We start from the raw sequence: 21,452 nt of genomic DNA, 5'->3' as shown, positions 1-21,452 counted from the left end.
GCCTCTACAGGGCTTTATTGTTATGGTCTGACGTAATCGCAGACTTTCCATCAGGTTAGCCGATTGAGCAACATTGTCTATCGACCGAAAGTGCGATTTTGTATCTGGCTGTGACGACGGCTTTACAATCACAGCCAGGGTACGAGCCTGGGTCAGTCCGCCAGGCTCTTGTGAACCACCTCGTACACGTCTCGTGAAAGCTCGGTTTTGTCACGAATCCGCTCAAGGGCGGTCTTCATCTGACTGCTGTATTGCGGTGAAAACTTCTTCCACCGGGTAAGCGGAGACACCAACCGGGCAGCAATCTGCGGGTTGCTGTCGTCCAGTCGACACACCTGGTCCGCCAGGAACCGGTAACCACTGCCACCCGGCTTATGGAAAGCTGCCAGGTTCTGGCCAGCAAACACCCCGACTACAGAACGCACCTTGTTGGGGTTCTTCCAGTCGAAGGCCGGATGCTCCAACAATGCCTGGATCTGCGGCAACTGCCCTGCCCGGTCGCTGGACGCCTGCACCGAGAACCAGAGTTCAACCACCTGCGGGTCATCCTGGAAACGCTCGAAGAATTCTGCCAGGGCCCTGATCCGATCCGATTCAAAACCGGAATTTACCAGGGCACGCAAAGCGCCGAGCCGGTCCGTCATGTTATCCGCCTGCTCAAACTGCTCAACGGCCAGCGCCCGCCCCTGCTTATCATCAATGTGCAGCAGCCACGCCAACGCTGTATTACGAAGGCTGCGACGGGCGATGGCACCCGGCGTCAGCTGGTAATCGCCCTGACCAGCGTTGCGCTGATAACAGGCCAACAGGTCATCGCGGAGCGCCTGGGCCAGATGCGTCAGAACCTGCTCCCGGGCGTCATGAATGGCCGGCACATCGGCCTGCTCGGAAAGCTCAATCAGATAGGCTTCCGAAGGCAACAGCAGCATCTTGGCCACAAGCGCCTGGTCCAACTCGGTATCGTTCAACAACAGGCGATAGGCTTCCACCAGCCGTGGTTCAATTTCCGTGCCCTGAGGCGCGTCAACCAATGACTGGATAACATCGACCGCCAGTTTCTGGCCAGCATCCCACCGGTTAAAGCCATCCGGATCATGACTCATCAGGAACAACAGCTGTTCGCGGGTCCAGGGGTAATGAACCCTCACCGGGGCGGAAAAATCCCTCAGCAACGACGGCACCGGCCGCTCCTTGAGTCCATGGAACTCAAAGCTGTGTTGCGTCTCAGTCAGTTCAAGCACCCGCTCAGCGGGACCGTTGCTGTCCTCCGCCCCCATATTCAGAGGCAGCGGCTGCCCTTCGGAATCAAGCAGGCCGATCGCAAACGGAATATGCTGCGGCTTTTTCCCGGACTGTCCGGGCGTATCCGGAACCGACTGCCGGATATCCAGGCGGTACACACCCTGCACCTCATCGTAATGATCCGATACCGCCAACACCGGCGTGCCCGCCTGTTCGTACCACAGGCGGAACTGGCCCAGGTCGCGACCCGACGCGTCTTCCATGGCTTTAACAAAGTCATCGGTAGTGACGGCCTGGCCGTCGTGGCGGTCAAAGTAGAGGTCACTGCCCTTCCTGAACAGCTCGGCGCCGAGTAGGTTGTGAATCATCCGCACAACTTCCGCCCCTTTCTCATAAATGGTAAGGGTGTAGAAGTTGGAAATCTCCATATACGAGGCCGGCCGGACCGGATGGGCCATGGGGCCGGCATCTTCGGCGAATTGAGCGGTGCGCAGCAGGGTAACGTCTTCAATGCGCTTGACGGTGGGCGACCCCATGTCCGCCGAGAACTGGGAATCCCGGAACACCGTAAAGCCTTCTTTCAGGCTTAGCTGGAACCAGTCACGGCAGGTAACCCGGTTGCCGGACCAGTTATGGAAATACTCATGGGCAACAATGGCCTCGATGCGCTGGAAAGCGGCATCCGTGGCCGTGTCCTGGCTGGCAAGCACGCAGGATGAATTGAAAATGTTCAGGCCTTTGTTTTCCATGGCCCCCATATTGAAATCATCCACTGCCACGATCATGAAGATATCAAGATCGTACTCACGGCCGTACACCTCTTCATCCCAGCGCATCGAACGCTTGAGCGCATCCATGGCGTAATCGCACTTGCGTGCGTTGCGCGCCTCCACGTAGATACGCAGATCTATGTTGCGACCGGAACAGGTTGTAAAGGTGTCTCGTTTCTCAACGAGATCGCCCGCCACCAACGCAAACAGGTAGGCTGGTTTCGGGAATGGGTCTTCCCAGGTGACAAAGTGACGGCCGTTCTCAAGATCACCTTGCTCAACAGGATTACCATTGGACAGCAATACCGGGTAGGCGGATTTATCGGCTTCAACGCGGGTCTGGAAACGCGCCATCACGTCCGGCCGATCCGGATAATAGGTGATGCAGCGGAAGCCCTCGGCCTCGCACTGGGTGCAGAACATGCCCGATGATTTGTACAGCCCTTCCAGGCGAGTGTTGTTCTGCGGCTCGATCCAGGTGACTACGGTCAGTTCGAAAGCCTCTGGCACGGTCGGAATTACCAGCTTGTCGCCCTCGTTTCGATATTCATCACTGGCCAGGGACTGACCGTTCAGAGCCAGTGATTCCAGGGTTAGACTGTCGCCATCCAGTTCCAGTGTGGAGCCACTCTGCATGGCGGCGGGATTGCGGCGCATGGACAAGGTACTGTGCACCCGCGCGCCATCTTCAAACAGCTCAAAGCGCAGGTTAACATGATCCACCAGATACGCCGGCGGCTGGTACTCGCTCAGGTAGATGGTTTGTGGCTGGTTGGTACGCATTCACACTCTCCAGACGGTAAACTTCCGCGCTCAGTCAAGAACCCGGAACCGGACTTCGTAGCCGGTAAATTTTCGGATATTGATCACACCGGTATCGAGCATCAGGTACTGGCCCTTAACCCCCTCCAGCAGCCCTTCGACTTCCGGGGTTTTATCCAGATTATGGGTTTTCACTTTCGACGGCCACACCTGAACCGGATAACCGAGCCCCAGTGAGGCCTCGTCCACAACCCGGATACTGTCCTCACCATGTTGAGCCCGTATTTGCGCCAACTCGTCTTCAATAAGTTCCAGCATTTTCCGGCGCTCCTGAACCAGGTCCAGCTCTGGCACATCACCCTTGAGCATCGCACGCCAGTTGGTCCGATCCGCCACATGGCTCTTGCACGCTGCTTCCACCAGACCGGACAGGTAACGGCTGGCTACCCTCAGCATGGGAATGGCTGTCACCGCGCCCTGGTCGATCCAGCGAGTCGGCACTTGCGAGCCCCGGGTAATACCCACCTTCAAGCCACTGGAATTGGCCAGGTAGACCACGTGCTCCACCATGCAATTCGCCTCGCCCCACTCGGGCTCCCGGCAGGTACCCAGATGGTAATGGCACTTCTCAGGACTCATGATGCAACTGTCACAGGCAGCGAGTTTGCGGAAACAGGGATAACAGTAGCCCTGGTTAAAACTCTTCTTGGTGGCGCGGTCACAGTGGATACAGCGAATCACACCGTCAAAGTCCAGTCGCACCTTCTGGCCAATCAGGTCGTTCAGGGGAATGCGGGTGTCACCCACGGCCAGGGTGTAGGCCACCGGATCGCCAGCTTGCGCCGGCATCTTACGCAAGCGGCCGGTTACATCAATTGACTCGCTCAAACCTTGACCTCAACAAACTGGTCTGGATCCACATCGTTGCCGTTCTGGCGATCTTTACGAAACTGCACGGACGGATCACAGGCAGTACCGGCTTTCTCGCCCCGGTCCAGATAGCCCACCCGCTGCTCTTCGGGCACATTGTGTTTGTTCTCGTAATAGATAACCGCTTCCAGGCTGATTTCCCGCTGCTCGCGGGTCATTGCCCTTCCATCAGGCCACTTACCAAGCTCGATAGATTGCTTGAGGTTCCGGTATACAGTCGGATCCAGCCGCTCAATGAGTTCGTCGTAGGTCATTACCCACCTCCTGAAAAATCATTCATAAAAAAATCGGCAAATCCGTTTGACAGATGTAAATGATAACAATTATCATTACCTCACCAAATGACGACGGTCGTATCATTTGGTCTCTCTCATCAGGAGCTAAAAGCTCTTTTAATGCCCCACCATTTGGTGGGGCTTTTTTATGCCTTCACCGAAACCGCCCCCGGGCGGGCATCACCGCTGCCACCGCCAGACCACCCACAAAGCCTCCCAGGTGAGCCTCGTTAGCCATCCGGCCCAGACCAATCATTTCCGGGATAGGCGTAAAGCCGATCACCATCCACACCAGGGCAAAGGTGACCAACGCCGGTGGAAACTGGAACCTGGGCCGGCGTTGCTGGCTCAGCCAACAGTAACCAAGGATGCCATAAACGACACCCGACAAGCCTCCGAACAGGGGGCCAGACACCAGATACTGCAACAGATTGGCGGCCAGACTGGTTACCAGAAACAGCGCCACCAGGCGAGCGCGACCATCAATCCATTCAATCTGGCTGCCCAGAAACCAGAGCATGACCGAATTGAAAATGATGTGGGTCCAGCTGAAATGCAGGAAATCCGGTGAAATCAGGCGCCACAACTGCCCGCTTGCCACTGTCGCAGAAAGCGCATCCAGCCTCCCGCCCAGGGAACTGAACACGTCCCAGGAATAGTGCCTCGGATCGACGATCATCATGGCCGCGGCCAAGGGGTTCTGCCCCATGGAAGTCAGCCACACCATGGCAACGGCGATGCCGATCATGCTCACAACAAACGGTGCATGCCGGGGAGCCGGCTGCCAGCGCCCGCTGGGGGTAATCGGAGATGATGTATGTTGGTCCAAACTAACCTCGCTGATACTTAGCGCGCCACGCTGTCTTCACTGGTGGGATAATCCGGCTGCTCGGGGCGATCCACCTCTACCCAGACAAACTTGTCGCGGGAAAGTGCCTTTTCATCATCCAGCCGATAGGCCACCAGCTTGCCGTATTTTACGGCGCTGTAATCGATACAGGCCACATTCGGCTTCAAGGGCGCCGGCTCACCATCCATCCAGTAATGCCCGACGAAGACCGGCGGCGCATTCAGCGGGTAAGTAATCAGCTGTTTGCGCTCATCCTCCCGCAAGGTCATGGACGCCACTTCCGGTGGTAATGGGTCTGGCTGGAAAACTACATCGGCGTATGTTTTTGGGTTGTCGGCCCAGAACTTGGTGCGGAAGAATTCCCGAACATAGCCATCCCGCCCGGTAATCTTGACCCCGGGCGGCAGGCGCAAGTCAGTGCCACGCAACAAGGTGTCCATCACCTGGCCGGCGAAAGATTCAATGGCGGCCGAGGCATGAAGAAAGTCTTCATCAATGCAGGCACCGCCCTGAATCTGCCGGAACTTGTCGATCAGATCCTGATCCCAGCAGGCATGCACCACCCGGAAGTGCTCCTCTTCGATAAACAGCGGAATGGTGTAAAACCACTCCAGAAAATCGTTCCACTCATGGGGATACGCATCGAACTGCTCGAGGGTTTCCTTGATCAGGCGGTCATGGCGAGGGTTGTGCTCGCGCAGGAATTGCTTGCCACTGCCCGGCCGAGCCCGGGTGCAGTAGCCAAGGGCATTGTATTCATGGTTGCCCATAACGATGCGGGCGGCACCGTGCTCCACCATGTCCCGAACCAGATGCAAGGCCTCACGGATTCTTGGGCCCCGATCGATGATGTCGCCAATAAAAATGGCCTGGCGCCGGGGATGCTGGTAAATGCCGTTCTGTTTACGATACCCCATTTGCTGGAGCAAACGCTCCAGGGTGTGGGCGCAACCGTGAATGTCACCAATAATGTCGTAACCGCGGCTCGCGGTTGAAGTCTGTCCCGCCATAATCAACTCGCTGCTATTTCGCTTGCCCAACCCAGCTTGTCACGGCAGGTGGCATAGAAATTGTGATCGGTCGGGTGGATCAGACGGATCTTGAACGGCTTTTTGGTAATTCGGATGATATCCCCGGGCGCACAGGCAATGTTCATCTGGCCATCAAAGCTGACTTGCGGGTAGGTTTCGTTGGTTTCACCAATCACCAGTTTGATTTCACTCTTGCCATCGACCACGATCGGGCGACTGCTCAGGGTATGCGGGAACATGGGCACCAGCACCACAGCATCCAGTTTCGGGTGCATGATGGGACCACCTGCTGACAGGGAATAGGCGGTTGAGCCAGTGGGCGTCGCAACAATCAAACCATCGGAACGCTGGCTGTAAACAAAGTGGCCATCAATGTACAGGTCAAAACCGATCATCCGGGTAGACTTACCGGGGTGCAGCACCACATCGTTCAGGGCAGAACCGTAGCCCAGGGGCTGGCCATTGCGTTCCACATGTCCATCCAACAGGAACCGCGATTCCTCGATATATTCACCCTCAAGCACCCGGGCCAGGCGCTCTTCGAGGTCAGATGGAGAAATATCCGTCAGGAAGCCCAGGCGGCCGCGGTTGACCCCCAGAATCGGGATCTTGGATTTGGCCAGTTCACGGGCGGCACCCAGCAAACTACCGTCCCCGCCCACGACGATAACCAGGTCGCAGATTTCGCCCAGCAGTTTTTTGCTGGCGACCTGCAGGCCATGGCCCGGAATCATGGTGGAGGTGTCTTCCTCGATGATGACGTGGTAGTTGTTGGCCGTCAGATACTGCTTGAGCTGCCGCAGAGACTCAACCACCTTGACGCTGCCCATGCGCCCGACAATGCCGATATTCCTGAACTGATCCATGAAGTATCCCGTGGTGTCTGAATGAGACAGGAAAGGCATGGCCCCTCCTGTTCTGTAACGAACAGAGCCACAGTTTAACGAATCTCAGGCAGATACTGAAAAAAGATCCGCGTCAGGACCGGTGCTGCTCGCAATGATCATCTACCCCTGGCTGGAATTCCGCCGGCTGGGTCACACGCATGATCGGCTCACCGCAGGCATTTCCGTCACTATCCACGTGGCGACAAACCGGGTGCTCGTAGTGTGCCAGCCAGTCTTTGTAGGCCGGCTCGTTCATACCGCAACGCTCGGCGGCATAGGCCACCGGATTACCAAAATAGGTATCGATATCGTCGTAAGGCAGTGTGATATGACCCACGCCGGGATGATAGGCAACCAGGAATACGGATTGGCTCTGCAATTGTTCCAGCAGCGAATCCTCGGGTGGAACCTGGTGGCGAAGCTCGTGGTTTTCCTGCTCAAGGGCAACAATTTTGTCATCCCGAAGCTCCAGCTCCCTTTGCTTGCGCTCCAGCTGTTCATGCAGCAGAACGGTCTCGGCGTCAGCATTTACGTCCTTACGCTGGCGGGCATCGCCCTCCGCCATTTTTTCCTGCATGGAGAGATATTGTTCGTTGCGCCGAGCCAGGCGCTGTTTGAGCTGTTCATTGCTGATCCGGGTGCGTTCGTATCGCTGCTCCAGATCTGACATTTCGCTGCGCAAAGCCTGCATTTCGAGGCGATGCTCACGCTGGAGGTCTGCCAGGGAATCCCGGTGCACACTTTGGAGGGTTTTGATCCTGAGCCGCTGTTCACGGAGGATCTGGGCAACGCGGGCCCGGTCGCGGTTATCCTCGACTGGCTGATCCACACTCGCCGTGGTGAGAACCGGAATATTCTCTTCTTCCGGTTCCACTTTCTGGAAACGCAAAGCGTTGGCTTCAACCGCTTTGCGGATCAACTGGAAGTGGTTACTGCCCGGCGTCATGTCCGGGTCCCAGAGCTCCTGGGCAAATGCCGGATCAGGGCACTGGCTCCGGCAAACCAGCCGGATAGCACCGCCGCCCATATCCGGCCCCTTGGCGCCTTTCTCTGCCAACGCCTCGATAGGCACGTTCCAGTGGCTGTCGGCCCGCCCCTCGTCATCAAACCAGATACGGAAGAAAACCAGCGACCGAACCGTCAACTCCGGTGAAAGGTTTACCAGCACCGCCCGAACATCTGTCTCGACAAGATCAGACAGGCCAACATAACCATCCAGAAACGCGCCGAATTCAGACAACCGCATCTGCCGGGCAACCTGACTGCCCTCCATAAAGAAAACCGCCGCGTAACCCTCGGCTGCCTGCCCGGCATTAACCATTCACTTTCTCCATACTTCGGAAAACTCTTGTTATAGACGCCCGATGCGGGAAGAGAGTTCCATCCCCCTCCCGCTCTTCAACTCCATAGTCTAGCCAGACCTTAACCGAAACACAGAGAAAAACTGCAACGTTTTGTGATCAGATCTCCGCTGCCAGGCGGCTACCCTGATCAATGGCCCGCTTTGCGTCCAGCTCGGCGGCCACATCCGCACCACCAATCAGGTGCACCGGCAAACCGGCTGCTTCCAGGCCTGCCTGAAGCTCACGCAGCGGCTCCTGACCAGCACACACGATGATGGTATCCACCGGCAACACTTTATCCTCGCCCTGCTCGGCACCTTTCGGTGTGATGGTGATATGCAGGCCTTCGTCATCAATCTTGCGATAGCTGACGCCGGGCACCATCTGCACGTTGCGGTGCTTGAGAGAGGTACGATGAATCCAGCCGGTGGTCTTGCCCAGGTTCTTGCCAACTTTCGAGGCCTTGCGCTGCAGCAGGTAGACCTCCCGCGCAGGCTCAGGCACCTGAGGCTGAACACCCTGAATACCGCCACGATGTTCAACCGTCAGATCCACGCCCCACTCCTTCATGAAGTGCTCGGTGTTCAACGAAGGCGATTCACCCTTGTGGACGATGAATTCAGACACATCGAAGCCGATACCTCCCGCACCGATGACAGCTACCTTCTGGCCAACCGGCTTGCGCTCCAACAGCGCATCCAGGTAGCCAATCACCTTCGGGTGATCAATGCCTTCGATCTCCGGTGTGCGTGGCTCCACGCCAGTGGCCAGGACCACCTCATCAAAGCCACCGGCCTTAAGATCCTCTGCCGTAACGCGAGTGTTCAGGCGCACGTCAACGCCGTGCTTGTCGAGCATCACCCGGAAGTAGCGCAGGGTTTCGTAAAACTCCTCCTTGCCCGGAATGCGTTTGGCCACATTGAATTGGCCGCCCACCTCGCTGCCGGCGTCAAAGATAGTGACTTTATGCCCACGCTCGGCGGCAACCGAGGCAAACGCCAGGCCTGCGGGGCCAGCACCAACCACCGCAACCGACTTCGGCGTAGCCGTCTTCACGTACGCCAGTTCGGTTTCGTGGCAGGCACGGGGATTGACCAGACAGGACGTCAGCTTGCCGCTAAACGTGTGATCAAGACAGGCCTGGTTACAGCCGATACAGGTATTAATCTCCTCGGCACGATCTTCCAGAGCTTTGCGCACCAGGTCAGCGTCTGCCAGGAATGGGCGGGCCATGGACACCATATCCGCATCACCTTCTGCCAGAACCTTCTCGGCAACGTCCGGCATATTGATCCGGTTGGTGGTTACCAGCGGAATACTGACTTCACCCTTGAGGCGGGCCGTTACCTTGGTGAAGGCGCCACGGGGCACAGAGGTAGCGATGGTCGGCACACGGGCCTCATGCCAGCCGATACCGGTGTTGATAATGCTGGCGCCAGCCTTCTCGATTTCCTTGGCCAGATGCACCACTTCTTCCCAGGTACTGCCGTCTTCGATCAGGTCAAGCATGGACAGGCGATAGATGATGATAAAGTTCTCGCCCACGCGCTCACGAACCCGGCGAACAATTTCAATGGGCAGACGAATGCGGTTCTCGTAACTGCCACCCCACTGATCGGTGCGGTGGTTGGTGTGTTTGACGATGAACTGGTTAATGAAATAACCCTCGGAACCCATGATCTCCACGCCGTCGTATCCGGCGCGCTGCGCCAGGGCGGCACAGTTCACGTAGTCGTCGATCTGCTTCTGGATACCGGCTTCGTCCAGTTCTTTGGGCTTGAACGGGTTGATCGGCGCCTGGATAGCTGAAGGTGCAACCAGCTCAGGGGAATACGCGTAACGGCCCGCATGCAGGATCTGCATGCAGATTTTGCCGTCGGCCTCATGCACCGCCTGGGTAATCACCTTGTGCTTGTCGGACTCCTCTTCTGTACTCATCTTGGCTGCGTGCTGAAACACCGCACCTTCGGTGTTCGGGCCAATGCCACCGGTTACAATCAGGCCAACGCCACCAAGGGCACGCTCGGCGTAAAACGCAGCCAGACGCTCGAATCCGTTTTTCACTTCCTCCAGGCCGGTATGCATGGAACCCATCAGTGTGCGGTTACGCAGAGTGGTAAAGCCAAGGTCCAGTGGTTCAAGCAGGTGGGGGTACTTGCTCACGCCCGGTGATGCAGCCATTGGTAATCTCCTCATCGATTGTAGGATCGGGGCAACCATCGCGCCCGTTGTTATGGCCCCTACACTACCCAGCTCCCGCCAGCGCAACAATATCCAAAAAGAACATTTTATTATCTCTGGATAACACCGATAATACGATCATGACCAATAAACCCAGACCCAACCAGAATTCGCTGGGCGACATCAGCCTGCTCTATGCTTCCGTGCTGCTGCGCGCCACTGAGGCCGAGGGAGGTGATGCCGAAAGGCTAAAATCCCAGTTCCATCTGAACGACCCTGAGCTGGCCGCGCCGGAAGGACGCATCAGCATTCCCAGGTTCATGCGCCTGGGCCAGGCTGCCATCGCCACAACGGGCAACCCCGCCCTGGGCCTGCGTATGGGCGCCCTGACCCGCCCCATCGACGCTGGCATTGCCGGCCTGGCCGCAGAAACCGCCAACACCGTACACCAGTCCCTTGCCACACTGATACGGTATGCGCTGCTAAGCAGCCGGAACTCCAGAGGCGAGCCAAGCCTGGCGGCTGAACATCGTAAGGCCTGCTTCTATTCGATCAGTCCATACAACCAGTACAACTACTTTGTCGTGGACTCCATCCTTGCCGCCTGGACCCAACTGATCAGACACATGACCGGCCGCTATGACGTACTTGAACGGGTGCGTATTGAGTATCCCTCGATCGGGCTGGACGAGGTATTCGAGAGCTGGTTTCGTTGCCCCGTGGAATTCGGCGCGAAGGAAAACTCGATTCGTCTGAAAGAGAGCGTTTGGCTTCAGGCTCCGAGTCAGGCGCACCAAGGTATGCACGAAAAACTGACCGCCTGGTGTGAACAGGAGCTGCAGCAGATTCGCAAAGGCTGGAGTGTGGCTGACAGGGCCCGGTACCTGATGACGCCGTTATTGCGGGGAGAAACACCCACCATTGAAACCCTGGCCAACCGACTGGGAACAACGCCCTGGACACTGCAACGACAGCTTGCCAGTGAAGGAACCGGCTTTCGGGAGTTGCTGGACAACACTCGACGACAACTCGCACAAGACTATTTGCAGGAGACCAACAGTTCGCTTTCGGAAATCGCCTGGCTCTTGGGGTTCGCTAACCCACCAGCCTTTCATAAGGCTTATCGGCGCTGGTATGGCATAAGCCCTGGAGAATACCGGAAACACATCAAGGGGAATATCTAAGGTAAAGCAAGGGGGGATAAAAATGGCGGAGCGGACGGGACTCGAACCCGCGACCCCCGGCGTGACAGGCCGGTATTCTAACCAACTGAACTACCGCTCCGCGTTTGCTGCCTAACAGCCCGTTTGCTGACTGCTCGGTGACAACGAGGGCGCATTATAAAGAGCCCCCCGTTTATGTCAACGCTTTTACTGAACTTTTTTCCAGATTTTTCCAACCCCCGGTTACATGGCGTCAACCATGGCATCTTTGCCCTGGGCCGTCTTCCGGTATTCGATGGGGGTCATGCCAGACCAACGCTTGAACGCCCGGTAGAACGTACTGGGTTCGGAAAAACCGGTGAGATACACAATTTCATCAATTGACTCATCGGTGGTCGCAAGGAGCTGCCGCGCCAGCCGATACCGGAAATCCGCCAGCACCTGGTTGAAGCTGGTTTCCGCCTCGGTGAGCCGGGTGCGCAAGGTTCTTGGTTTGATACCCAGCCGTTCTGCAACGGCATCCAGGGTCACCTCGCCGCTGTCCAGCAGCTCGGCGATGATGCGCTCCACCTGACCGACAATGTCTTTTTTCTCTAGCCGCGCCACCTGTTCACTGGCAAAGCGCTCGTGCAGCGCTAACAGTTCCGGTTCGGCGTGGGGAGAGGCGTGGGACAGCATCGCAGCGGGGAAATACAACCGGTTTTCTTCTGCGCCAAAAACCACGTTACAACCCAGAACCTCGCGCACGTGCTCGGCCCCCTGCTCGCGCCCGTGCTCAAACTCGATTCGTGATGGGTAGAAGTTGCCATCGGTGATGGACTTGAAGAAGGTAATCAGCCCCTGTACGAAACATTCATTGAAGTGCTTGAGCTTGCGAATCTCATCGGAGGCGGCGTCCAGCACCATGCAGGCTTCTTCGCCTTCAATGAAGAAATCGGTATTGGCGGCATCGCTCAGCAAGCGCTGATAGTTCTGAGCCCGGCGCAGTCCCTCTCCGAAGGTTGGGCTGCTGAGAAACAGGTATTCGAGAACCTGGCCCTTGTAGGCGGGCAACAGCGGCCCCAGGTGCAGGCCTATGTCCGGGTCGCCGGAGACATCCTCCACCACCTGCCAGAAGTAAAGCTGGGCGCTGTGGGGAGTGCGAAGCTGGTCTGTGTAGACGTAGTTCTCGTCAACGCCGAGGCGGCTGAATATGGCATCGGTATCGATACCCTTTTTCTTCATCGCCTCATAAATCAGGCGCAACATCACGCCCGCATCACGTAGTTCCTGCATAGTATCCCGCTATTTTATTTATATGGTTACTACTTTGACCCACCGGACAGTGCTCATGGCACGGCGGGTCAATGCCCGATCTGGAGGGGTTTGCCAGACTGCGAGGCCGCCACGACTTTCGTCTTACATTAGAGCATATCAGGCCACAGGCAGACAGTTGTACCAGAATGTAGAGAAAATCGGTAATTACGTTACTGATGCACGGGAAACTACCCGGCCGAGCAGGCCAACAAGGGAGATGAATACCATGACAGAACCACTGATTTATCGCAGCACCCCACCCTCGCTGCTGCCCATGTTCGGCAGAGCACTGCTGCCAAAATCACACAAGCCCGGCGCCAACACTGAGATCCCGGAATTGCTGGCTGAGCTGCTGGGCGTGGCGACCGACACGCCGATGTTGTCCCGCTATCTTAACGTGTGCGGATTCAAGCCTGGCTCCAGCCTGCCCATGACCTGGCCGCACATCCTTGCTTTCCCTCTGCACCTGAAATTGCTGACCGACAAACGATTTCCGCTGCCTTTACTGGGCCTGGTGCATCTGCGCAACACCATCACCCAACACCGACCCATCCAGACCGGCGAAAACCTGGATATCCGGGTTACGTTGGGCAATCAGCAGAGCACGGAGCGCGGCATCGAGTTCGACCTGATCACCGAGGCGCGCTCTGCGGGCCGGCTGATCTGGGAGGAGGTAAGCACCAACCTGTTCCGGATGGCAACTGCTGAAAGTGGCAAGCCGAAAGCGCAACCGCCCAAACTCGAAACCTATCCGTTCAGCGAGTCCATCACCGCACCGGAGAACCTCGGGCGACGGTACGGCCAGGTATCCGGGGACCGCAACCCGATTCACATGCACGCATTGAGTGCCAAAGCCTTTGGCTTCCCACGGGCCATCGCCCATGGCATGTGGAGTAAAGCCCGGGCGCTGTCATTGCTGGAACAGCAGGCTGACTGGCAATCCGGCCCTGTGCGGGTGAGCTGTCAGTTCAAGAAACCCCTGTTTCTGCCCGGCACCGCCCAACTGAACTGGCAGACCGCCAGCGACGCCTGGGATTACCAGCTCCTGAACAGCAAAGGCGATGCGCCACACCTGAGTGGTCGTATTGAATGGTTATAACGGCGGGATAAACACATCGATCTGGCCGCACACCGCCAGATCGATGCTCAATCTGCGGCGCAGGGCTGCCCCTCAGCATTGGCAACAGGCAGCGTAAAGTAAAAACAGGCGCCACCCTCTTCCGGACGCTCATAGCCAATGTCGCCACCCTGGGCCTGAATCAGGGACCGGCAGGTGGCCAGGCCAATGCCCATGCCTTCATCCTTGGTGGTGTAGAAGGGATGAAACAGCTTTTCCTCGGCATCCTCCGGCACACCCACCCCGTGATCGAGCACCTGAATGCGCACACATTGGTCACCGCACCGGCGGGCACTGACTTCCACAGGCGTGGATGAATCAGCACTGCGAGTGGCTTCAAGGGCATTACGGATCAGGTTAAGGGCAACCTGCTGCACCTGAATCGGGTCCGCCAGTACGTCTGGCAGGTTATCTTCAACGCGGACATCAATACCGCCCTCGTTGTTCCTCATATCCACTTCCGCAAACTGCCGGGTATCCTCAAGCAGCACCGGAACAGACAGCACTTCTTTACCGGTGGCGGGCTTCTTCATGAATCGGCGGATGCGGCGAATGATCTCGCTGGCGCGGTGCGACTGTGCTTCGATCTTGTCGAGGGTTTCCTGAAGCAACACAAGGTCTGGTTGCTCCTTGGCCATCATGCGCTTGGACACCCGGGCATAATTGGTGATAGCGGTCAGCGGTTGGTTGACCTCGTGGGCAAACCCTGCGGCCATCTCACCCATGGTGGTCAGGCGTGATGTGTGGGCCAGTTGATCCCGCTGTTCCTGAACCAGGGCCCTCGCTTCCTCCAGGGCCAGTTCGTTGTCCAGTTCCACGGTAATGTCCCTAAACACAACCACCGCGCCATGCAACTCGCCGTCATCCAGTTTGGGGGTGGAACGATACTCCGCGGGGAAGCCACTGCCATCAGGTCGCAACAGCCGGATATCACGCTGGTTTTCCGCCACACCTTGCCGGCAGGTGGCCATCACCGGCAGGCTGTCCTGGCACTCCGCTGCTGTCGAAAAGTGCAGTTCGAAAAAACTCTTACCGATCAGGTCTTCCGCCGGGCACCCCATAATCATGGCGGCTGCGGGATTGGCAAATTCGATGATGCCATTCTCGTCCAGGCCGTAGATGCCCTCGCTGATGGAGTTCAGAATCCGCGCCTGATCGCTCTGCAGCTCGCGGTTCCGGGCCTGGAGTTCCCGCTCGAGGCGAATCACCTGGGCGTGGGTTTTAACCCTTGCAATCACTTCCAGAGACTGGAACGGCTTGGAGATGTAGTCGGCACCACCCAGGCTGAAGCCTTTCACCTTGGCCTGCAGGTCGTCCAGGGCTGACAGGAATACAACGGCGCAATCTGATGTTTCCGGATCGGCTTTCAGGCGCTCACACACCTCATAGCCGTCCATTTCCGGCATCATGATATCCAGCAGAATCACTTCCGGATGATGGCGGTGGGCAAGGTCCAGCGCTTTCTCGCCTTCGTTGGCGATCAGAAGCCGGTAACCTTTGTCTTTCAGGGTCTCGTACAGGACTTTCAGGTTCTGCGGATTGTCATCAACCAGCAGAACCGTCACCTCGGAGTTCTCACTGACAACTTCAGTCATAGAAACATGGCCGGTTAAAAACGTCGTTGTATGATGACGACACCGACAGACCTAGTCGATAAGTTCCTTTACGGACAGAACCATACGCACCAGATGTGCCAATGAATGGGTGCCCATCTTGTGCATCACACGGGACCGGTGAATCTCAACGGTGCGCTGGCTGATCTCAAGCTCGATGGCGATCACCTTATTGGCCTGGCCCGCAATCATCCGATCCATGATTTCACGCTCGCGGGGGGTCAGGCTCTTGATACGGCGAACAATCTCCTGGCGCTCATCCAGGGATTTCCGCTGCTCACGATCCTGCTCCAGCGCCGCCTCGATCTTCTCCAGCAACGCCTCTTCACGATAGGGCTTCTGGATAAAGTCGACGGCACCTTCCTTCATGGCATCGACGGCCATGGGAACGTCGCCATGCCCCGTCACGAAGATAATCGGCAGGATTGAATGCTTGTCGTTGAGTTTTTTCTGCAGTTCCATGCCGTCCATACCCGGCATACGGATATCCAGCACAATGCAGCCGGCCATCTGGTCGGAATAATCTGCCAGAAAAGAGCCGGCGCTTTCATAGGTTTTCACCGGCTTGCCATCGGATTTCAGCAACAATTCCAGTGAATCGCGGACGGCCTCGTCGTCCTCTACCACATACACAGTCTGCTGGATATCAGTCATGGATCTGTTTTCTCCTGTCCGTTTTATTATGGAGCCGGTCAGTGGATGGACGGATCTTTGTGATCGTCCCTGGCATGTTCCTGCCGTTCATGTTCCCGCATTTTCTCGAGCCGTTGCTGGATAATGCCAAAAACGCTTTGCTTGGGGTACCTGCCTTTGTCATCGGCCTTGCCCGCCGGTTTGCCAAGCAACAGTGTAATGGCCTCCTCCACACGGGCAACCGGGTATACGGCAAATTTGCCCGCTTTGGATGCCTTGACCACTTCGCTGTCCAGCATCAGGTTCTGCACGTTGGTGACCGGAATAATCACTCCCTGGGAGCCGGTCAGGCCGCCTTTCAGCTCACAGGTGGCGTAAAAGCCTTCGACCTTTTCGTTGACGCCGCCGATCGGCTGCACCTCGCCAAACTGGTTCACCGAGCCGGTAATCGCAAGATCCTGCCGCACCGGAATACCAGACAGTGCAGAGATCAACGCGCACAGCTCGGCCAGGGAGGCGCTGTCACCGTCCACTTCGCCGTAGTTCTGCTCGAAGGTCAGACTGGCCGACAGGTGCATCGGGTCGTTCACCGCAAAATGGGAGGCCAGCCAGGAGCTGAGAATCATCACGCCCTTGGAATGGATATTGCCACCCAGCTTCACGTCCCGCTCGATGTCCATGACACCGCCATCACCATAGTAGCAGGTCGCCGTTACCCGGTTGGAAAGACCAAACTCGAAACCGCCGGTCGACAGCACCGACAAGGCATTCACCTGACCGACGCAGGTGCCGGTTGTGGTCACCAGGGTGGAGCCGTCCCGAACCGAATCGTAAAAATGATCCCGGATACGGCTGCTACGGTAACGGGCACTCTCCAGCGCGCGCTCAACGTGCACTTCAGAGATCAGTTTGGCACCCGCCTGTCGGGCCCAGAAATCGGATTCCCTTAAAAGGTTGGCGATGTCCGCTGCATGCAGCGAGAGCCTGTTCTGATGTTCGGCCATGCGCGCGCTGTGCTCGATTATACGGGCCACCGCTTTATTGGTGCAGTGCAGCAGCTTCTTCTCCACCACCAGACTCGCAATGAACTTGGCATACAGAAGCTGGCTTTCCTCAGTACGGTACATCTCGTTTTCGAAATCGGCGGTCACCCGGAACAGCTCAGCAAACTCGGAATCGTATTCCTGCAGCAGCATCCAGGTTTCGCGATCACCAAACAGCACAATTTTAACATCCAGAGGTACCGCTTCCGGCTCAATGGAAATGGTCCCTGAAAGCGTCAGCTCCCGCTCCAGGGAATTGATCTGCAGGGTGCGGGAGCGCAGGGCGCGCTTCAAACCATCCCAGACGAAAGGCTGCTCCAGCACCTTGATGGCATCCATCAGCAGGTAACCGCCGTTGGCCTTGTGCAGGCTGCCCGGGCGAATCAGGGAGAAGTCGGTGAACACGGTACCTTTGAATGTAACGTTCTCCACGTACCCGAACAGATTGTGGTAGGTGGGATTGTCTTCCACCACCACCGGCACCTCATTGGTTTTCTGGTGCACCAGTACATTGATCACGTAGCGCCGGGGCGTTTTCTTGTCCAGTGAGGCGTAGGCGATCGCCGCCTGCTCTTCGTCGTCCTCAAGGAAGATATCCAGGTTGTCGACCAGGTCTTTGCGAACGGCCTCAAGATAGGCAACCACGTCTGGCTGGTCATTGTAGCGCTTGACCAACTCATCAATCTGGTGGCCCGAGATGCCTTCGAGGGTTTCCTGGTTCAATGCCTGTTGCTTCTCGGCGTACTCCTGCTCCCAATCGGCCAGTTTGCGAAGGGCCTGGCGGAGTTTCTTTTCAAGGGCGTTGATGGTGTCTTCAAACTTGTCGCGCTGCTCATCGGTCAGCGCCTGGAAGCTCTCCACGGTGTGGGGCTCATCACCATTCATGGCAACCAGCCGATAGCCACCCGGTGTGGTTACCGTGAGGCTGACTTTCTTGCGCCGGGCCTGCTTGGCCACTTTCTCGAGCTCATCTTCCTGCTTTTTGCCGTACTCGTTCTTGAGGTGCTCGGAGCGCTCCAGGAAACTGTCACTGTCAAACGTTTGGGGAATCACCTTCACCAACCTCGACATCAGCTTGTCCATGTCCTGTTTGAGCTGGGTGCCCATCCCTGCCGGCAGTTGCAGCAACCGCGGGTTACGCGGCTCATCGAAGTTGGCCACGTAACACCAGTCGTGGCTCTGCTGTTCGGTATCGATGTGGTGTTCAAGGTACCGGAGCATCATGGTGCGCTTACCCAAGCCATTGCGACCTACCGCATACACGTTATAACCACCGTGGGGCATGGCGAGCGCAAAACGAACCGCTTCCTGAGCGCGGTTCTGGCCAACAATCTCAGCCAGCGGCTCCAGTTGCCGGGTGGTTTTGAATGGCAGATCTTTAAGAACGCAGGCTTTGTAGAGCTGATGCAAGGGCAATGACTTCAAGTTCGCTTCCCGTTGAGTTCGGTTTTGAGTAGTAACTGTCGCTCGCATTGTAGTGTTTGAGCTTCAAGCTGTCGCCTATCCGCGCCGCATTTATCGGAAGATGCCGGATTCGTGACAATATGCCAACCGGGTCACAAATTCCCCCTTGGTCATTTTTCAGGCAGGCCGTCGATTACTACACTTCCATGCCCGGACGGATTCCGGATACAACAAGTACAATACGGGTGATGGTCAAAGCAATGACGAATTATTCCGCAGATCGCCGCATCAAGGATCGTTTTTCGGCGTCGTGTCTCAGGGTGCAACTCCGTGAGAGGGCGTTCTTTGGTCGCGGGAAGCAGCCAGTGGCGGTAACCTGCCTGGATCTCAATCGTTACGGTATGGCGGTGCTGTGCCCTCGGCCGGTAGACTCCGGGGCCCATTTGTTCCTGGATATTGAGGGTAAATACATCAGCGAGTCGCGCATTGATGCCCGAGTGGTGTCGTGCCAGCCGTTTCAGACGGGCTTCCGTGTGAGTCTGCAGTTTAGCTATTGTCTAGACAAGAAAGGCTACTCAAGAGCGATCGACAATGCGCTTTCCCGGATTGAGGGCTTTTACAACCGGTTCGCCAGTTAATCAGATCAGGCCAGCATCCAGGCTGGCCGCCACGTACATGCCCAGTTCCTCGCACTGTTGCTCGAATTCATCCCTGTAATCTCCCCTGCACAGCAATGGCTCCTGTATGCGTTTCCAGCGTAATCCGGTGGTGATGCTGTCGATGGCGCGGCGGGTGCCGGTGCCGTCGTGGCCGGCGCGGATGTAGTAGGCAAAGGGCAGGCCCTGGGTTTTCTCGAGGCAGGGGTAGTAGCTTCGGTCAAAGAAGTCTTTGAGGGCGCCGGACATGTAGCCGAGATTTTCGGTGGTGCCGAGGATGATGGCATCGCAGGCGAGGATGTCTTCGGGGCCGGCTTCCAGCGGCGCTTTAACCACCACCTCCACCGACTCGATTTCCGGGTTACGGGCGCCTTTTTCAATGGCCTCCCGTAACCTCAGGGTATTGGGAGACGGTGCATGGGCTACGATCAACAGTCGCTTCATGTAACGCCTCCCAGGTTCCTACTTAGAGCAATTCACCGTTCGCTTCCGCGGGCGCTTCTGCCGCCTCTTTCTTCACCGGCTTGGGCATCAGCTTGTCGCGAACCTTGGCTTCGATTTCGTTGGCGATGTCGATGTTCTCTTCCAGGAACTTGCAGGCGTTGGCTTTGCCCTGGCCGATTTTGTCGCCGTTGTAGGCGTACCAGGCGCCGGATTTGTCGACGAAGCCTTCTTTAACGCCCATGTCCAGCACTTCGGCCATGTGGTAGATGCCCTTGCCGTACATGATCTGGAACTCGGCCTGTTTGAAGGGCGGAGATACCTTGTTCTTGACGACTTTTACGCGGGTTTCGTTACCGACCACTTCGTCGCCCTCTTTGACAGCACCGATGCGGCGGATGTCCAGGCGTACGGAGGAGTAGAATTTCAGGGCGTTACCGCCGGTGGTGGTTTCCGGGCTGCCGAACATGACGCCGATTTTCATACGGATCTGGTTGATGAAGACCATCAGGCAGTTGGCGTGTTTGACGTTACCGGTCAGTTTACGCAGGGCCTGGGACATCAGGCGGGCCTGGAGGCCTACGTGGCTGTCGCCCATCTCGCCTTCGATTTCGGCTTTCGGTGTCAGTGCGGCAACGGAGTCGACGATGATCACGTCAATGGCGTTGGAGCGCACCAGCATGTCGGCGATTTCCAGGGCCTGTTCGCCGGTGTCTGGCTGGGACACCAGCAGGTCGTCTACGTTTACGCCCAGCTTTTCCGCGTAAATGGGGTCGAGCGCGTGCTCGGCGTCAATGAAGGCGCAGGTTTTTCCGGCCTTTTGGGCTTCCGCAATCACCTGAAGGGTCAGTGTGGTTTTACCGGAGCTTTCCGGGCCGTAGATTTCAACGATCCGGCCGTAAGGCAGACCGCCAATACCCAGGGCGACGTCCAGCCCGAGGGAACCGGTGGATACCGCAGGAATGGCTTCACGGGGCTGGTCGCCCATTTTCATCACGGCACCTTTGCCGAACTGGCGCTCAATCTGGCCGAGTGCTGCGCTGAGTGCTTTCTTGCGATTGTCTTCCATTGGTACCTGACCCTCATTTTCCGGGGCCGCTGAGCCGCGATTGGGCCAACAGCAGCGAAATTCAAAGCGATGACACCGGAGGCATCCAGTGTTTTCCTGTATATTTGAACAGTATTAAAACATAAGCCTTCGCTGAGACCAACCCCTGCCCGGGTGAAAAACGTCACAGTGTTTTCAGAAACTCCGTAACCCCTTGCAGAACATACAAAACCGACTTGCGTCGCACCTGATCCCGGTCGCCGTCAAAGCACTGCATGCTGGTTTCGATGCGGTCCGGGCCGGTGCCCCAGGCAAACCATACGGTGCCTACGGGCTTTTCATCACTGCCGCCACCCGGGCCGGCAATGCCGCTGATGGCCACGGCTATGTCCACATCCGCAGCGCGGATGGCACCGGCGACCATCTGGCGAACCACTGGCTCGCTCACCGCGCCATGTTCGGCGAGTACCGATTCTTCAACCCCCAGAATGGCCTGTTTCGCCTCGTTGCTGTAGGTCACCAGTCCGGCCATCAGGTACGCAGACGACCCCGCCCGGTCAGTCAGCACTTTGGCCACCCAGCCGCCGGTACAGCTTTCTGCGGTGGCGATGGTTTTACCGTGCTCGGCGAGCCACTCACCCAGCGTGTTTCCAGCACTCTCCAGTTGTTGGTCAGAGGCCTGCATAACAATCTCCCTGTGTCTGTTGCCAAACCCTTCGTTTCATCACGGGCATTATTTTCTTACAATCCCCGCTTTCACCCAAAAG

Annotated in this window: 18 protein-coding genes and 1 tRNA gene; 3 read left to right on the top strand and 16 right to left on the bottom strand. The window is 57.2% G+C overall.

Annotated elements, in window-relative coordinates:
• Positions 1-152: 152 nt before the first annotated feature.
• The 8 genes from pepN to ASQ50_RS17805 all read right to left on the bottom strand — a co-directional run bounded on the left by pepN (position 153) and on the right by ASQ50_RS17805 (position 10,271).
• Positions 153-2,795: an aminopeptidase N gene (gene pepN, locus ASQ50_RS17840; protein WP_058093125.1), complete on the bottom strand. Its 2,643-nt coding sequence runs from the start codon at positions 2,793-2,795 to the stop codon at positions 153-155.
• Between the two features lie 30 nt (positions 2,796-2,825).
• Positions 2,826-3,662, bottom strand: coding sequence for a DUF2797 domain-containing protein (locus ASQ50_RS17835; RefSeq protein WP_058093124.1), 837 nt, complete (start codon positions 3,660-3,662; stop codon positions 2,826-2,828).
• A complete protein-coding gene (locus tag ASQ50_RS17830) occupies positions 3,659-3,958 on the bottom strand; it encodes a YeaC family protein (protein WP_058093123.1) in 300 nt (99 codons plus the stop codon). The genes ASQ50_RS17835 and ASQ50_RS17830 overlap by 4 nt, the downstream gene beginning before the upstream one ends.
• A gap of 175 nt (positions 3,959-4,133) precedes the next feature.
• Positions 4,134-4,823 (bottom strand): rhomboid family intramembrane serine protease, encoded by a 690-nt coding sequence (locus ASQ50_RS17825; protein ID WP_197492793.1) that lies wholly within the window; start codon positions 4,821-4,823, stop codon positions 4,134-4,136.
• A 2-nt stretch (positions 4,824-4,825) separates the two neighbouring features.
• Positions 4,826-5,839 carry a metallophosphoesterase gene (locus ASQ50_RS17820; RefSeq protein ID WP_058093121.1) on the bottom strand — a complete coding sequence of 338 codons (1,014 nt, stop codon included), beginning with the start codon at positions 5,837-5,839 and terminating at the stop codon, positions 4,826-4,828.
• A gap of 2 nt (positions 5,840-5,841) precedes the next feature.
• Positions 5,842-6,726 carry an NAD(+) kinase gene (locus tag ASQ50_RS17815; RefSeq protein ID WP_058093152.1) on the bottom strand — a complete coding sequence of 295 codons (885 nt, stop codon included), beginning with the start codon at positions 6,724-6,726 and terminating at the stop codon, positions 5,842-5,844.
• 112 nt (positions 6,727-6,838) lie between these two features.
• Complete coding sequence (locus tag ASQ50_RS17810) at positions 6,839-8,068, bottom strand: hypothetical protein (protein WP_058093120.1); 1,230 nt, start codon at positions 8,066-8,068, stop codon at positions 6,839-6,841.
• A 139-nt stretch (positions 8,069-8,207) separates the two neighbouring features.
• Positions 8,208-10,271: an NADPH-dependent 2,4-dienoyl-CoA reductase gene (locus tag ASQ50_RS17805; RefSeq protein ID WP_058093119.1), complete on the bottom strand. Its 2,064-nt coding sequence runs from the start codon at positions 10,269-10,271 to the stop codon at positions 8,208-8,210.
• Positions 10,272-10,411: 140 nt separating this feature from the next.
• Here ASQ50_RS17805 and ASQ50_RS17800 point away from each other — a divergent pair, with 140 nt between their 5' ends.
• Entirely contained in the window at positions 10,412-11,455 is a 1,044-nt protein-coding gene (locus ASQ50_RS17800; RefSeq protein WP_058093118.1) for an AraC family transcriptional regulator, read from the top strand.
• Positions 11,456-11,478: 23 nt separating this feature from the next.
• Here the strand turns inward: ASQ50_RS17800 and ASQ50_RS17795 are convergent.
• Both ASQ50_RS17795 and ASQ50_RS17790 read right to left on the bottom strand, forming a co-directional pair.
• Positions 11,479-11,555 (bottom strand) — tRNA-Asp (locus ASQ50_RS17795).
• A 122-nt stretch (positions 11,556-11,677) separates the two neighbouring features.
• Positions 11,678-12,709 (bottom strand): AraC family transcriptional regulator, encoded by a 1,032-nt coding sequence (locus ASQ50_RS17790; protein WP_058093117.1) that lies wholly within the window; start codon positions 12,707-12,709, stop codon positions 11,678-11,680.
• Positions 12,710-12,956: 247 nt separating this feature from the next.
• Between ASQ50_RS17790 and ASQ50_RS17785 the strand changes: the two genes are divergently transcribed.
• The gene (locus tag ASQ50_RS17785; protein ID WP_058093116.1) at positions 12,957-13,829 is read left to right on the top strand and encodes a MaoC family dehydratase; all 873 of its coding nucleotides are present in this window, start codon (positions 12,957-12,959) and stop codon (positions 13,827-13,829) included.
• A 47-nt stretch (positions 13,830-13,876) separates the two neighbouring features.
• Here the strand turns inward: ASQ50_RS17785 and ASQ50_RS17780 are convergent, their stop codons facing one another.
• Genes ASQ50_RS17780 through ASQ50_RS17770 form a run of 3 tightly spaced genes read right to left on the bottom strand, consistent with a single transcriptional unit; the run spans position 13,877 to position 18,561 of the window.
• Positions 13,877-15,442, bottom strand: coding sequence for a response regulator (locus ASQ50_RS17780; protein ID WP_058093115.1), 1,566 nt, complete (start codon positions 15,440-15,442; stop codon positions 13,877-13,879).
• A gap of 51 nt (positions 15,443-15,493) precedes the next feature.
• Positions 15,494-16,114: a response regulator FixJ gene (gene fixJ / locus ASQ50_RS17775; protein WP_058093114.1), complete on the bottom strand. Its 621-nt coding sequence runs from the start codon at positions 16,112-16,114 to the stop codon at positions 15,494-15,496.
• A gap of 38 nt (positions 16,115-16,152) precedes the next feature.
• Positions 16,153-18,561 carry a Lon protease family protein gene (locus ASQ50_RS17770; RefSeq protein WP_058093113.1) on the bottom strand — a complete coding sequence of 803 codons (2,409 nt, stop codon included), beginning with the start codon at positions 18,559-18,561 and terminating at the stop codon, positions 16,153-16,155.
• Between the two features lie 239 nt (positions 18,562-18,800).
• Between ASQ50_RS17770 and ASQ50_RS17765 the strand changes: the two genes are divergently transcribed.
• Positions 18,801-19,178 carry a PilZ domain-containing protein gene (locus ASQ50_RS17765; protein ID WP_058093151.1) on the top strand — a complete coding sequence of 126 codons (378 nt, stop codon included), beginning with the start codon at positions 18,801-18,803 and terminating at the stop codon, positions 19,176-19,178.
• On the opposite strand, the gene ASQ50_RS17760 is transcribed toward ASQ50_RS17765, so the two are convergent.
• The 3 genes from ASQ50_RS17760 to pncC all read right to left on the bottom strand — a co-directional run bounded on the left by ASQ50_RS17760 (position 19,179) and on the right by pncC (position 21,370).
• Positions 19,179-19,640 carry a flavodoxin family protein gene (locus ASQ50_RS17760; protein WP_058093112.1) on the bottom strand — a complete coding sequence of 154 codons (462 nt, stop codon included), beginning with the start codon at positions 19,638-19,640 and terminating at the stop codon, positions 19,179-19,181.
• Positions 19,641-19,662: 22 nt separating this feature from the next.
• On the bottom strand, positions 19,663-20,706 hold the full coding sequence (gene recA / locus ASQ50_RS17755; RefSeq protein ID WP_058093111.1) for a recombinase RecA: 1,044 nt from the start codon (positions 20,704-20,706) through the stop codon (positions 19,663-19,665).
• A 163-nt stretch (positions 20,707-20,869) separates the two neighbouring features.
• The gene (gene pncC / locus ASQ50_RS17750; protein ID WP_058093110.1) at positions 20,870-21,370 is read right to left on the bottom strand and encodes a nicotinamide-nucleotide amidase; all 501 of its coding nucleotides are present in this window, start codon (positions 21,368-21,370) and stop codon (positions 20,870-20,872) included.
• Positions 21,371-21,452 lie beyond the last annotated feature (82 nt).

It is taken from the genome of Marinobacter sp. LQ44 (assembly GCF_001447155.2).
Classification (GTDB): domain Bacteria; phylum Pseudomonadota; class Gammaproteobacteria; order Pseudomonadales; family Oleiphilaceae; genus Marinobacter.
Note: the sequence above shows the minus strand (reverse complement) of the source record. Positions and strands in the feature narration are given on the sequence as shown.

What these genes read in the sequence shown, in the direction of transcription:
- ASQ50_RS17785 (WP_058093116.1), top strand. Translation starts at nt 12,957, where the DNA reads ATGACAGAACCACTGATTTATCGCAGCACCCCACCCTCGCTGCTGCCC.
- ASQ50_RS17760 (WP_058093112.1), bottom strand. Translation starts at nt 19,640, where the DNA reads ATGAAGCGACTGTTGATCGTAGCCCATGCACCGTCTCCCAATACCCTG.
- ASQ50_RS17810 (WP_058093120.1), bottom strand. Translation starts at nt 8,068, where the DNA reads ATGGTTAATGCCGGGCAGGCAGCCGAGGGTTACGCGGCGGTTTTCTTT.
- ASQ50_RS17830 (WP_058093123.1), bottom strand. Translation starts at nt 3,958, where the DNA reads ATGACCTACGACGAACTCATTGAGCGGCTGGATCCGACTGTATACCGG.
- ASQ50_RS17800 (WP_058093118.1), top strand. Translation starts at nt 10,412, where the DNA reads ATGACCAATAAACCCAGACCCAACCAGAATTCGCTGGGCGACATCAGC.
- ASQ50_RS17780 (WP_058093115.1), bottom strand. Translation starts at nt 15,442, where the DNA reads ATGACTGAAGTTGTCAGTGAGAACTCCGAGGTGACGGTTCTGCTGGTT.
- pepN (WP_058093125.1), bottom strand. Translation starts at nt 2,795, where the DNA reads ATGCGTACCAACCAGCCACAAACCATCTACCTGAGCGAGTACCAGCCG.
- pncC (WP_058093110.1), bottom strand. Translation starts at nt 21,370, where the DNA reads ATGCAGGCCTCTGACCAACAACTGGAGAGTGCTGGAAACACGCTGGGT.
- ASQ50_RS17815 (WP_058093152.1), bottom strand. Translation starts at nt 6,726, where the DNA reads ATGGATCAGTTCAGGAATATCGGCATTGTCGGGCGCATGGGCAGCGTC.
- ASQ50_RS17805 (WP_058093119.1), bottom strand. Translation starts at nt 10,271, where the DNA reads ATGGCTGCATCACCGGGCGTGAGCAAGTACCCCCACCTGCTTGAACCA.
- ASQ50_RS17820 (WP_058093121.1), bottom strand. Translation starts at nt 5,839, where the DNA reads ATGGCGGGACAGACTTCAACCGCGAGCCGCGGTTACGACATTATTGGT.
- recA (WP_058093111.1), bottom strand. Translation starts at nt 20,706, where the DNA reads ATGGAAGACAATCGCAAGAAAGCACTCAGCGCAGCACTCGGCCAGATT.
- ASQ50_RS17790 (WP_058093117.1), bottom strand. Translation starts at nt 12,709, where the DNA reads ATGCAGGAACTACGTGATGCGGGCGTGATGTTGCGCCTGATTTATGAG.
- fixJ (WP_058093114.1), bottom strand. Translation starts at nt 16,114, where the DNA reads ATGACTGATATCCAGCAGACTGTGTATGTGGTAGAGGACGACGAGGCC.
- ASQ50_RS17765 (WP_058093151.1), top strand. Translation starts at nt 18,801, where the DNA reads ATGACGAATTATTCCGCAGATCGCCGCATCAAGGATCGTTTTTCGGCG.